The sequence below is a fragment of the Martinezella paranaensis genome (assembly GCF_014200235.1).
In the GTDB taxonomy this organism is placed as follows: Bacteria; Pseudomonadota; Alphaproteobacteria; order Rhizobiales; family Rhizobiaceae; genus Rhizobium; species Rhizobium paranaense.
Genome location: NZ_JACHBI010000004.1, coordinates 126080 through 138152 on the forward strand (window position 1 = coordinate 126080; position 12073 = coordinate 138152).

Sequence of the window (12073 nt, forward strand, 5' to 3'; positions counted from 1 at the left end):
ACGGCCCGCATCTTTCGTGGAAGATTGCTTTTGGCAGGATAGAGCTCCCTCTCCCCGCCAGCGGGGAGAGGGCTGGGGTGAGGGGTCAGGCACGCAGAAGCAGCATGGGCAGACCCGCCTGACGATTACCGGAGCCAACTGAAACCATGACCGACCCATTGAAAATCAGAGTTGTCGAGGCCGAGACTTTTGAGCGGCCGGTGACATTGCGGCTTCCTTTCCGCTTCGGTGCGGCGACGCTGCGGGAGGCGCGGCAGATTTTTCTGCGTGTCCGCATCGAAGACGCCCGGGGTGGCTCGGCGAGCGGCATGGCCGCCGAGCTGATGGTGCCGAAATGGTTCGACAAATCGCCCGAGCTTTCCAATGCCGACAATGAAAACCAGCTTCGCCGCTCGCTGGCACTGGCGCTGGACGCCCTAAAAGGTGCGGGATTGGGAACCGCTTTTTCGCTGCATGCCGCCGTCGAAGCGGCGCATCACGCGCGGGCCGCGGCCGAGAGGCTGAATGGCCTTGTCGCGTCTTTCGGCCTGGCGCTTGCCAACCGGGCGGTTCTCGACGCGCTTTGCCGGATGGAAGGTCTGACGGTCGCACGGGCGATCCAGGCCAATCGGCCGGGCATCGATGCGTCGACGGCGCCCGATCTCGCAGGCTTCGATTTGCCTAATTTCCTGTCGAGCCTGACGCCGGCCGAAAGCCTTGCGGCGCGGCACACGGTCGGCCTGGTCGATGCTATCAGGGCGGGCGATATCCTGGCCGCCGACCGCCTGAACGACGGCCTGCCCGAAAGTTTCGAAGAGGCGATCGACGCCTATGGCCTGACCTTCTTCAAGGTGAAGGTATCGGGCGTTCCGGATGCCGATATCGATCGTCTCTGCCGAATTGCCGATGTCATCGATGCCAAGATGTCGGCCTATTCGGTGACGCTCGACGGCAACGAGCAGTTCAACTCCGCCGAGGCGGTCGCCGATCTGCTGGCCCGCATCCAGGCCGAGCCGCGGCTGGCCCGTTTTGCGGCTTCGATCCTGTTTGTCGAGCAGCCGATCGCCCGCGCACATGCCTTCGAGAAGCCGGTGGGAGCGCTCGCGGCCTTCAAGCCGGTGGAGATCGATGAGTCCGACGCCGATATCAACGCTTTCGTCACAGCCAGACGGCTTGGCTATACCGGCATCTCCTCTAAATCCTGCAAGGGCTTCTATCGTTCACTGCTGAACCGGGCGCGCGTCGCCAAATGGAGCGCCGAGGATGGTACGCCCTATTTCATGTCGGCGGAGGACTTGACGACACAAGGCGGCCTCGCCGTGCAACAGGATCTGGCACTGGCCTCGCTCATCGGCATGACGCATATCGAGCGCAACGGCCATCACTATGTCGACGGCATGGCCGGCGCGCCGGACGCAGAGCAGGCTGCCTTCGCGCGGGCTCATTCCGATCTCTACGCCGTTCGCGACGGGCGGACACGGCTGAAGATCGAGGGTGGGAAGATCGCCATCGGTTCAGTCGTCAGCGCGGTCGGCCTCGGTTCGTCCGTCGAGCCGGACTGGAGCGCGATGGAGACGTAAATTCCTTCTCCCCTTGGGGAGAAGGTGCCCGATAGGGCGGATGAGGGGGCTCGGTGCGAAGCGCCGACCGTCTGAAGCGCACGCGAAAAGGCAGTCTTACGGTGCAACGCCCCCTCAACCCGCGCGTTCCGCGCGACCTTCTCCCCAGTGGGGAGAAGGAGAAACCAGACTCTGGAGGAGAAACATGTCGTTATCGAAGAAACGCTATGCCCTGGTCGGCACGGGCAATCGCGGTGCCACCATGTGGGGCAGGGATCTGGTCGAGCGCTGGAGCAATGAGGTCGAGCTGGTCGCTGTCTGCGATCTCAACGCGATGCGGGCCAGGCGCGCCCTGGACTATATCGGCGCCTCCGTGCCCGTCTATACCGATTTCGATGAGCTATTGCGGGTCGAGAAGCCGGACCTCGTCATCGTTTGCACGCGCGATTCCACCCATGACGATCAGATCGTCAAGGCGCTGGAATCCGGCGCCAATGTCATCAGCGAAAAGCCGATGACGACGACGGTCGGCAAGATCAAGCGCATTCTCAATGCCGAGGCACGCACCGGCAAGCGGGTCGACGTCTCCTTCAACTATCGCTTCGCGCCGACAGCGGCGAAGATCAAGGAGCTCATCAATTCCGGCGTCATCGGCGACGTGACTTCGGTCGATTTTCATTGGTATCTCGATACCAGTCACGGCGCCGACTACTTCCGGCGTTGGCACGCCTTTGTCGAAAATTCCGGCAGCCTTTTCGTCCACAAGGCGACGCATCATTTCGACCTTCTGAACTGGTATCTCGATTCCGATCCGGAAACGGTGTCGGCCTTTGCCGATCTCAAGCATTACGGCCGCAAAGGCCCTTTCCGCGGCGAGCGCTGTCGCACCTGTCGGTATAAGGACGAATGCGATTATTATCTCGATATCAGCGCCACGCCGCTGCTTGAAAGCCTCTATGAAGAGCCCTCGACGGTCGATGGCTATGTCCGCGATGCCTGCGTCTTCCGCGAGGACATCGACATTCCCGACACGATGGTCGCCTCGATCCGCTATCGCAACGGCGTCAACGTCTCCTATTCGCTGAACACCTACATGCCGATCGAGGGTCACCATATCGCCTTCAACGGCCACAAGGGGCGTATCGAGTTGCGGCAATACGAAAAGCAGCATTGGACGACGCCGCCGGCCGACGAGATCGTCGTCATGAAGAATTTCGGCGATGTCGAGCGCATCTGGGTGCCCTATTCCCCGGGCGGCCACTATGGCGGCGACGACCGGCTGCGCAATATGCTGTTGCGGTCGGGGCCGAACGACGAGCTGAGACAGCGCGCGGGCTCACGCGCGGGCGCACTCTCGGTTCTCTGCGGCATTGCGGCACTGGAAAGCAGCCGGACCGGCCAGCAGGTATCGATCACCGATATCTGGGGTCAGGATGATGGCCTTAACCTGCTCGAGGCTCGTCCTTAGCGGCATATCTCGGGCGGCGGCTCAATTGCAATTGCGCAACTGCGAGGCATAGAGCGCCGACATGCTGGCGACCTTCTGTGCCGTGCGCTGCAGTTCGCCATTGCCGCGCCAGGCTCCCTGCTGATAGCCCTTCCAGCCGACATAGTAAGCCAGGTAAAGATTATAGGGATCGTTCAGCGGGATGCCATTTCGCACATGGCTCTGGGCGTGATACCAGCCGATGAATTCGATCGCGTCGGCGAAGTTGGTGCGGCTTGCGCCCCAGCGGCCCGTGTCGCGCTGATAGTGATCCCAGGCGCCGTCGAGGGCCTGGGAATAGCCATAGGCGCTGGAAGGCCGCGTCCAGGGAATGAAGCCGAGCAGTTTCCGGCGCGGCGGCCGGGCATGTGGCTGGAAGCCGGATTCGGCATAGATCGTCGCCATCAGGATCGGCACCGGCACGCCGTACTCCCGCTCCGTACGTTCGGCGGCGCGCTGCCAGTTGTTGAACCAGCCGTCGCGCTGATCGAAGATCGCGCAGACATTGCGGGTATGGGACGGAGCCGTGGCGCAGCCCGCCAAAATTCCAAACAACAACAACGCGGCGATAGAGACGATACGGGTACGCATAACTGACAACCTCTTCACTGAAGAGATTGCTAGCCCAGAATGATTAAAAACGGGTTTTCCGTCTGTGCCGAAATGGGGCGATTTGGTGATGATTCCGAGGCTTTACGCCATGCGTGCCAGGTCGTCGCGGCGGATTTCATAGAGCAATGGCCTGCCCTCGATGAAGCGGCTGACTTCGTCGACCGCCATCTCGCCGAGGCGGGTGCGTTCCAGCCCGACGGCACCGGCAATGTGCGGTGTCAGGAAGACATTCGGCAGGTCGTAGAAGGCGGAACTTGCCTCCGGGATTTCCGGATCGGTGACGTCGATGATGGCGTCGATGCGGCCGGTTTTCAGCGCTGCGAGCAGGGCGGCTTCATCGACCAGCGCGCCGCGTGCCGTGTTGATGAAGGTCGCGCCGTCCTTCATCAGTGACAGGCGGCGGGCGTCGATCATGTGCCGTGTCGCCGGCAGCGACGGAGCATGCAGCGAGACGATGTCGGCATGCGCCATCAGAACGTCGAGCTCGGTCTTCTCGACGCGGAGGTGCTGTGCTTCCGTCTCATCCACCATCGGATCGTAAAGCAGGATCTTATAGTCGAACGGCGCGAGCAATTCGATCACTCTCCGGCCGATACGCGATGCGCCGATGATGCCGACCGTTCGGCGATAGTTGCCGATCGCTTCACTCTGCATCGGTTGCGTGCGACCGCGATGACGGTCGGCGACATAGACGTCACGGAAGCGGAAGACCTGCTTGCCGGCAAAGATGATGGCGGCGAGGGTGAACTCGGCGACCGGCAAGGCATTGGCCTGCGCCGCATGGCTCACTGCTATGCCCCTGGCGAACAGGCTGTCCTCGATCAGGCCTTTCACGGTGCCGGCCGCATGCGCCACCAGCTTTAGATGCGGCGCCTGCGCCAAGACGGCGGCATCGATATGCGGTGAGCCCCAAGAGGTGATCAGGATCTCCGTCTCGCTAAGCAGCTTTCGGGCTCTTCCGTCATCGAAGCGCTCCATTGGCGCGACGTCCAGTACGCGGCCGATCACGTCGAGCCGTTGGATCAGTTCGGACGTCAGCACATGCTGCGTCCGCGTGGGCTGCATGGCGAAGGCAATGGCGGGGCGGTCCGGGGCCGATTGGGTCATGCCAGCCGTCCCGGCACGTCGATGGCGCTGATGGTGACGCCCTTTTCGGCGATCAGCGCGCGCAAGGTATCGAGGTCGGGTCTTGCCGGCGGCTTCGTCCAGGCGCCGGAGACGGCGGCGGGATCGTGCTCGGCCAGGACGGCGGACAAGAGAATGGTCTCGCCCGATGGAATTGTCCCGCGCAGTTGCGGCACCAGCGTCTTGGCAACGATCAGATTGGTGTTGGGTGGCGCTTTCTGCGCCAGCCCGTCGCGCGGGGCTGTCGAGCCGAGATCGACAATGCCGCTGAAATCCGCCTCACCGACGGCATAGGCAGCGCCTTTCTGCGAAGAAAGCGTATCGGCCTCGAAATCCCGCCGGGCAATGGCAAAACCACCTTCGGCAGTCTGCAGCGGCCGCGGCGTGATGATCTTGTGCAGGCGGATATGCCAGGGTGCGGCGGGGATCAGCCAGGTTTCGACGGTGACATCGGACCAGGGCGACCACCTGGCGTAAAGTGTGTTGCCGGCGAGCTTCGCTTCCTGATTGGTCTCGCGGACGCGGTAGTGAATACCATCGTCACTGAAGGCGAGCATGTTGTCGAAGGCGCCGCCGGCAAAGGCGCGCTCGTCGCTTTCGACGCTGAAGCCGTAGCGGGCGGAATAGGCGAATTTGGCGTATTTTTCCGACCCGAAGCGCATCTGCAGGTTTTCCTGGCCGGAAGACAGTGCCACGACATCGGCTTTGCCATGCATCATCACCATGCCGGGGTGCTTGAGCGGCACGATTGCCGGCTCGGCGACATGCGGCTTTTCCTCGGCTGTCCAAAAGGGATGCGTCTCGGGGAGTGCCAGCGGCAGGAAAGCCTTGAAGGCCCAATAGGGGGAGCCGGCGGAATTGTAGTTTTCCGACATCAGAAGATTGGGATAGCCATAGCCGATCGGCAGCGTTCCGTCGCGATTGGCGATCGGCTTATCAGCCCACCAGCGCAGGTGGCGCAGGCAAAGGCCCTTGATCTCGCCCCAGGGCAGGGCCTCGACATCGGCGAAGGCCAATGCCGACCAGAAGCCGGCGCAGGCGAAGCGATAGGTCAGGCTGCGGCCGAAGGGCACGGTGGCGCCGTCGGGCGCGAACCAATGGCGGAAATCCTTGGCGAACAGGATAGCACGCTCGCGATAGCGCCTGGCGCGGTCGTCATCGACGAGTTTGGAATAGATCAGCCCGTAGAAATGCATGGCGAAGGGGATGTAGTGATCGACGCGCCTGACATTGCCGTCGCGATACCAGCCGTCGGCGATATAAAAGCCATCCAATTCCCTGAGGTAATCCTCCGTCAGGCTGCGGTCGAACTCGGCGCCGAGCCGGTCGAGGGCGATATCCACGAGGACTCGAAAGAATTTCCAGTTGTTGTCGGCATAGTCGAAGGTGCGGGCATGCTTGAGATAGGCGATGAGATTGCCGCGGGCTCTGCTATCGAGCGGTTCCCAGATCTTTTCCGGCACCAAGGCAAGCGCAAAACCCAGAGCGGCGAGTTCGACCATGCGCTGGTCGCGGCCGTTGACGGTGCCCCAATATTCCGGATGGCGGGGATCGACGCCATTGGCAATCCCTTCGGCATAGCGGCCCCAATGGGCAAAATCGCCACCGCCGGCGCCGAATGGCGCGAGACCCCAGAGCGGGCGGGCGAAACCTTCGAGATCAGCGGCGGCGCGGTCGAAATGTGCGCCGGCAGCATCGATACGGACCCGGGCATTGCCCTTGGAGAAGTAAGGAAGCAGCGGATAGAACAGGTCGATCAGCGCTCGGCGCATGTCAGCGCGGTTTTCCAGCGGATTGCCGGCGAGCGGGTTGGTGCTGGCGGGGTCGTAGGTCATCGGTCTGGCTCTTTTTCGGTCGTTGCCGCTAAAGATACGGGCTCAGGTTTCGGGCGGGAGGGTGCCGCCGGGAACGGGAACGACGGCATGGCAAACTTGGCGCGCAGGCGCCTCGCGGTCGCGGAAGCGGGCGGTCATCAGGCCGATGGCTTCGCGTCCGATAGCAGCGCGGTCGACGCGCATGGTGGCGAGGCGCGGATTGGTCATCAGTGCACAAGGCAGATCGTCGAAGCCGACGATGGCGAAATCGTCCGGCACGCGCAGACCCATTTCCATCACCGCTTCCAGCACGCCGACCGCGACGAAATCGTTCATGCAGAAGGCGGCGGTAAAGCTGCGATCCTCGGCAAGGGCGGCGACCGTGACGGCGTGGGCCTCCGCGCTGGCGCTGCCTCGGAACGTCAACGGCACGATGCGGCCTTCACAGCCCTCGACGGAAGCAATCGCCGCCTCGAAGCCGCGGATGCGCTCGAGAATCGTCTGGCGATGCGAGCCGGTCAGATGCAGGATGCGGCGATGGCCGGCGTCGATCAGGCGCCGCGTCGCCGCATAGGCGCCGAAAAAATTCGATGGCGAGACGCCATCGAAGCGCAGTCTTGAATCGGTGCCGTTGACGAGCACGACCGGCGTGCTGCTGTCCTCCAGCCAGATGCGCAACTCATCGGAAGGATCGATGCCGACGAGGAAAAGCCCCTGGGCACCGGCAGCCTGCAGATATTCCCTGATATGATCGGGCACTGTCCTCGCTTCGCGGATGAGACGAATGTCGAAAGGCATGCCGCGTTCGGCTGCGCCGGCGCGCAGGCCCTCGACAATGCCCTCATAGAAGACGCTCAGGCCGCCCGTCGCGCTGTCGCTGGCGATCAGCGCGAGCGCAGCCGGCACAGTTTCCGCAGCCTGCTTCACCGCGTAGCCGAGGTCACTCGCCACCTTGAAGATGTGCTGGCGGATCGCTTCGCTGATTCCGGGCTCATTGGTGAGCACCCGCGACACTGTGGAAACGGAGACGCCTGCCCTGATGGCAATATCGGCTTGCCTGACACGTTTGGATCGAACCTCATTCATGCAGCAATAGTTCCGCAAGTTATGCAAATTTGCAAGAAAAAGATTATTTATTGCATTACGCAATGCAATTGCATATCCTCCCGTTGAATTTGTCCGCACAAGGCGTCGGGAGGTCGTCGCGGATAACGCGCCATAGGCATCGCAAGAGAAGGAGGAATCTCATGCGGATGAATCGCCGTTCATTCATGATTGGAACTGCTGGAGCCGCCGCAGGTCTCGCTTTCGGGGCTGGCGGATCGTTGCCTGCTTTCGCCGACTCGACGCAATTGCGGGCGATGTGGTGGGGCTCGCCCGATCGCGGCAAGCGAACGGTCGCCGTCGCCGAGCTATTCCACAGCAAAAACCCGGATATTTCCGTCGTCGGCGAGAGCATCAGCGGTGACGGCTATTGGGCCAAGCTCGCAACGGGAATGGCGAGCCAGAGCATCGCGGATGTCTTCCAGCTCGAGCCGAGCACGATCTCGGATTATTCGAAGCGTGGCGCCTGCATGCCGCTCGATCAGTTCGTGCCTTCAACGTTGAATGTCGACAGTTTCGGCAAGGACGTGCTGAAGCTGACGACGGTCGACAGCAAGCTCTACGGTATCGGCCTCGGGCTTAACTCCTTCGCGATGTTTTATGATGAGGACGCCTTCAAGAAGGCTGGCTTGACGCCGCCCGGTCCGACCACGACCTGGGCGGAATATGCCGACCTCACCGTCGAAATGACGAAGGCAGCCGGCAAGCGCGGCTATTGGGGCGGGCCTTATGGCGCGCGCTATAATTACGTCCTCGATGTCTGGCTGCGCCAGCGCGGTAAAAGCCTTTATACGGACGAGGGCGGTCTCGGCTTCACCGTCGACGATGCCAAGGAATGGTATTCCTATTGGGAAGACCTGCGTCAGCGCGGCGGCACGGTGTCGCCCGATGTTCAGACGCTCGATCAGAATGTCATCGAGAGCAACTGCCTGGCGCTCGGCAAATCGGCCATCGGCATGGCTTATTCCAACCAGCTTGTCGGCTATCAGCTTGTCGTCAAGAGCAAGCTCGCTGTGACTATGCTGCCGCGCGAAAAGAAGGATGGCCCTTCCGGCCATTACTATCGTCCAGCCCTGATCTGGAGCGTAGGCTCCTCTAGCAAGAACGGGGAAGCGGCCGCGAAATTCATCAATTTCTTCGTCAACGATCTCGAAGCCGGCAAGATCCTCGGCGTCGAGCGCGGTGTGCCGATGTCACCGGCCGTTCGCGCCGCCATCCTGCCAACGCTCAATCCGGTCGAGCAGCAGACGGTGAAATATGTCGAGCTGTTGAAGGATCAGGTTGGCACCTATCCCGTGCCGGCACCGGTTGGCTCCCAAGAATTCGACCAGAACGTCATGCGGCCGGTCGCCGATCAGCTCGCTTTCGGCAAGATCACAGTTGCGGAAGCCGCACAAAAGCTGGTGGAAGAAGGGAAAACGAAGCTGAAGAGAGGGTGAGGTTCATTCAGAGGCCGCGCCACTGACCGCTCCGTTTTTTGAGAACATCTCCCTCAAATAGAGGGAGATGTTCGGATTGGCAAATACCATAAATCCGTTCTACCCTGATACTTTATTCGTTGATATCGGGCTCGACGAGCTTTGCCAGGTTTCGCAGCGATTCCTGCCAGCCGAGATAGCAGGCTTCCGGCGGAATGACGTCAGGCACGCCTGACTGCGTTATATTCACTTCGGTCCCGACCAGGACCTTCTTCAAGGTCACGGTCACTTCCATTTCACCCGGCAGGTTGGGGTCGTCGAACTTGTCGGTGTAGCGCACCAGCTCGCCGGGAACGAGTTCGATATATTCGCCGCCAAAGGCGTGGCTTTTGCCCGTCGTGAAGTTGCGGAAGGACATTTTGAACGTGCCGCCGACTGTGCCTTCCAGATGATGCACGGTGCAGACGAAGCCGTTGGGCGGAAGCCACTTGGCGAGCGCGTCCGCCTCGATGAATGCGCGATAGACCTTCTCCGGGCTGGTTGCCAAGACGCGGTGCAGGCGTATGGTATTCGGCATGGTTGTGATCCTTCTGAATTGACGAATTGGACGACCTTAGGACGAACGATACCCCAGCAATCCGACATTGGATCGATCTTTTCTTGAAAATAAAATTATTCGGCTCTCACGCCGCGCGCTTTCGGCCGAGATCGGCTTCGCGGAAAATCAGATCGTTACGCCTCTGAAGGCGATTTTCCAGGTCATTCAAAGCAAAAATGCCGGAGCCCTTTCGAGCCCCGGCATCCCCACCGTATTATAGATCGGGCTTATTTCGTTGCGTCAGCCCAGCTCTTGACCAGTTCGTCATAGTTGACGGTGACCGGCTTTTCCTTCTCGTTCGCGATCTTCAACTGCGGAGCGAGATGGCCGTTCTTGACGGCATCGGCGTTCCAGTACTTGAGATCATGCTCTTCGGCGAGCTTCGGACCGATATCGCCCTGCACGCCTGCGCGCTCCAGGCGCTGAAGCACCTTTTCCTGATCCGAGCAAAGTGCGTCCATGGCGCCCTGCGCATCCTTGGCGCCGGATGCGGCATCACCGATAGCCTGCCACCAAAGCTGCGCCAGCTTCGGATAGTCCGGAACGTTGGTGCCGGTCGGCGACCACTGAACACGGGCCGGCGAGCGGTAGAACTCGATCAGACCGCCGAGTTCAGGCGCGCGCTTGGTGAAGCTCTTGTCGCGGATGGTGGATTCGCGAATGAAGGTGAGGCCGATTTGGCTCTTCTTCACGTCTATGGTCTTCGACGTCACGAACTGCGCGTAGAGCCATGCAGCCTTGGCGCGATCGACCGGTGTGGACTTCATCAGCGTCCAGGAACCGACGTCCTGGTAGCCGAGCTTCATGCCGTCCTTCCAATAGACGCCATGCGGCGAGGGAGCCATGCGCCATTTCGGCGTGCCGTCCGCGTTCATGACCGGCAGGCCCGGCTTGACCATGTCGGCGGTAAACGCCGTGTACCAGAAGATCTGCTGGGCGATATTGCCCTGTGACGGAACCGGACCGGATTCCGAGAAGGTCATGCCCTGGGCTTCAGCCGGTGCATAAGCCTTCAGCCAATCGAGATACTTCTGGATGGAGTAGACAGCGGCCGGGCCGTTGGTGTCGCCACCGCGCGCGACGCAGGAGCCGACCGGGCGGGAGTTGGCGTCGACCTTGATGCCCCATTCGTCGACGGGCAGACCGTTCGGCAGGCCCTTGTCGCCGTTGCCGGCCATGGACAGCCAGGCGTCGGTGAAGCGCCAGCCGAGCGACGGGTCCTTCTTGCCGTAGTCCATATGGCCGAAGACCTTCTTGCCGTCGACGTCGCGGCCGGTGAAGAACTGGGCGATATCTTCATAGGCCGACCAGTTGACCGGCACGCCGAGATCGTAGCCGTATTTGGCCTTGAAGTCGGCCTTGTTCTTCGGGTCGTTGAACCAGTCGTAGCGGAACCAATAGAGGTTGGCGAACTGCTGATCGGGGAGCTGATAAAGCTTCTTGTCCGGTGCGGTGGTGAAGCTGGTGCCGATGAAGTCTGAAACGTCGAGACCGGGATTGGTAACGTCCTTGCCTTCGCCTGCCATCCAGTCGGTCAGGTTACGCACCTGCTTGTAGCGCCAGTGGGTGCCGATCAGGTCCGAATCGTTGACCCAGCCGTCATAGAGGTTCTGGCCGGTCTGCATCTGCGTCTGGATCTTTTCGACGACGTCGCCTTCCTGGATGACGTCGTGGGTGACCTTGATGCCGGTGATGGCGGTAAAGGCCGGCGCCAGAACCTGCGATTCATACTGGTGCGTCGTCAGGGTTTCCGAAACGACCTTGATTTCCATGCCCTGGAAAGGCTTGGCCGCATCGACGAACCATTGCATTTCCTTTTCCTGGTCGGCGCGCGAGAGCGTCGAAAGATCGCCGATCTCCTTGTCCAGGAACGCCTTGGCTTCGTTCATGCCGGCGTGGGCCGTACCGGCCAAGGCCAGCAGGGCGACAGCCGTCGTCGTCAAGAGATGTCTTCGCATATATTCCTCCCTACAGGTTGCGAGTGCATTGTCAGACGGCCAGACCCCCCGGCCATCTGTATCGACTTTTCTTACGGCGCCACCTGTCCGGAAATGGGCAAAGGGGCGCGGTAACTCTTTGAAACCGTTAGACCAGGCGGAAAACGCCAATGGCGTAGACCACGGAAATGGCAACCGCCCACCACAGGTTAGGCCCTCCCAGGCCCAGCCACGCGACATGAATGAAGGCGGCGCCGAGCAGCGAGACGAACAGCCGGTCGCCGCGCGTCGTTTCGAAATGCAGGATGCCGACGCGCGGATTGCCGCCGGGCGAGAAATATTCCCAAACGGCCATGCCGAGCAGAAGCAGCAGGATGGTCACGAAGAACAGCACCGTCGGCAGCGTCCAGGCCATCCAGGAGAAATCGGTATTCATGGCGG

The 12073-nt window shown here is 61.3% G+C and carries 10 protein-coding genes; 3 read left to right on the top strand and 7 right to left on the bottom strand.

All coding sequences use genetic code 11. The features are described from left to right. The first annotated feature begins 146 nt into the window (after nucleotides 1-146). Both GGD50_RS11860 and GGD50_RS11865 read left to right on the top strand, forming a co-directional pair. Nucleotides 147-1559, top strand: coding sequence for an enolase-like domain-containing protein (locus GGD50_RS11860; RefSeq protein WP_107109781.1), 1413 nt, complete (start codon nucleotides 147-149; stop codon nucleotides 1557-1559). 184 nt (nucleotides 1560-1743) lie between these two features. Next, nucleotides 1744-3006: a Gfo/Idh/MocA family protein gene (locus GGD50_RS11865; RefSeq protein ID WP_107109780.1), complete on the top strand. Its 1263-nt coding sequence runs from the start codon at nucleotides 1744-1746 to the stop codon at nucleotides 3004-3006. Between the two features lie 21 nt (nucleotides 3007-3027). Here the strand turns inward: GGD50_RS11865 and GGD50_RS11870 are convergent, their stop codons facing one another. From GGD50_RS11870 to GGD50_RS11885, 4 genes are all read right to left on the bottom strand, one after another. Beyond that, nucleotides 3028-3615, bottom strand: a complete 588-nt coding sequence (locus tag GGD50_RS11870) for a transglycosylase SLT domain-containing protein (RefSeq protein ID WP_107109779.1) — start codon at nucleotides 3613-3615, stop codon at nucleotides 3028-3030. Nucleotides 3616-3717: 102 nt separating this feature from the next. Continuing rightward, nucleotides 3718-4743, bottom strand: a complete 1026-nt coding sequence (locus tag GGD50_RS11875; protein ID WP_107109778.1) for a hydroxyacid dehydrogenase — start codon at nucleotides 4741-4743, stop codon at nucleotides 3718-3720. Continuing rightward, a complete protein-coding gene (locus GGD50_RS11880; protein ID WP_107109777.1) occupies nucleotides 4740-6596 on the bottom strand; it encodes a DUF2264 domain-containing protein in 1857 nt (618 codons plus the stop codon). Before GGD50_RS11880 ends, GGD50_RS11875 begins: the two co-directional genes overlap by 4 nt. Before the next feature lie 42 nt (nucleotides 6597-6638). Further along, nucleotides 6639-7661, bottom strand: a complete 1023-nt coding sequence (locus GGD50_RS11885; protein WP_107109776.1) for a LacI family DNA-binding transcriptional regulator — start codon at nucleotides 7659-7661, stop codon at nucleotides 6639-6641. 161 nt (nucleotides 7662-7822) lie between these two features. Between GGD50_RS11885 and GGD50_RS11890 the strand changes: the two genes are divergently transcribed. Then, on the top strand, nucleotides 7823-9118 hold the full coding sequence (locus tag GGD50_RS11890; protein ID WP_107109775.1) for an ABC transporter substrate-binding protein: 1296 nt from the start codon (nucleotides 7823-7825) through the stop codon (nucleotides 9116-9118). 112 nt (nucleotides 9119-9230) lie between these two features. On the opposite strand, the gene GGD50_RS11895 is transcribed toward GGD50_RS11890, so the two are convergent. The 3 genes from GGD50_RS11895 to GGD50_RS11905 all read right to left on the bottom strand — a co-directional run bounded on the left by GGD50_RS11895 (nucleotide 9231) and on the right by GGD50_RS11905 (nucleotide 12068). Next, nucleotides 9231-9674, bottom strand: a complete 444-nt coding sequence (locus GGD50_RS11895) for an SRPBCC family protein (RefSeq protein ID WP_107109774.1) — start codon at nucleotides 9672-9674, stop codon at nucleotides 9231-9233. 248 nt (nucleotides 9675-9922) lie between these two features. Then, nucleotides 9923-11653 (bottom strand): ABC transporter substrate-binding protein, encoded by a 1731-nt coding sequence (locus tag GGD50_RS11900; RefSeq protein ID WP_107109773.1) that lies wholly within the window; start codon nucleotides 11651-11653, stop codon nucleotides 9923-9925. A 127-nt stretch (nucleotides 11654-11780) separates the two neighbouring features. Beyond that, nucleotides 11781-12068, bottom strand: coding sequence for a DUF2160 domain-containing protein (locus GGD50_RS11905; protein ID WP_107109772.1), 288 nt, complete (start codon nucleotides 12066-12068; stop codon nucleotides 11781-11783). Nucleotides 12069-12073: the final 5 nt, after the last annotated feature.

Coding starts and splice junctions, on each gene's coding strand:
- GGD50_RS11865 (WP_107109780.1), top strand. CDS start 1,744: ATGTCGTTATCGAAGAAACGCTATGCCCTGGTCGGCACGGGCAATCGC.
- GGD50_RS11870 (WP_107109779.1), bottom strand. CDS start 3,615: ATGCGTACCCGTATCGTCTCTATCGCCGCGTTGTTGTTGTTTGGAATT.
- GGD50_RS11890 (WP_107109775.1), top strand. CDS start 7,823: ATGCGGATGAATCGCCGTTCATTCATGATTGGAACTGCTGGAGCCGCC.
- GGD50_RS11880 (WP_107109777.1), bottom strand. CDS start 6,596: ATGACCTACGACCCCGCCAGCACCAACCCGCTCGCCGGCAATCCGCTG.
- GGD50_RS11900 (WP_107109773.1), bottom strand. CDS start 11,653: ATGCGAAGACATCTCTTGACGACGACGGCTGTCGCCCTGCTGGCCTTG.
- GGD50_RS11875 (WP_107109778.1), bottom strand. CDS start 4,743: ATGACCCAATCGGCCCCGGACCGCCCCGCCATTGCCTTCGCCATGCAG.
- GGD50_RS11860 (WP_107109781.1), top strand. CDS start 147: ATGACCGACCCATTGAAAATCAGAGTTGTCGAGGCCGAGACTTTTGAG.
- GGD50_RS11905 (WP_107109772.1), bottom strand. CDS start 12,068: ATGAATACCGATTTCTCCTGGATGGCCTGGACGCTGCCGACGGTGCTG.
- GGD50_RS11895 (WP_107109774.1), bottom strand. CDS start 9,674: ATGCCGAATACCATACGCCTGCACCGCGTCTTGGCAACCAGCCCGGAG.
- GGD50_RS11885 (WP_107109776.1), bottom strand. CDS start 7,661: ATGAATGAGGTTCGATCCAAACGTGTCAGGCAAGCCGATATTGCCATC.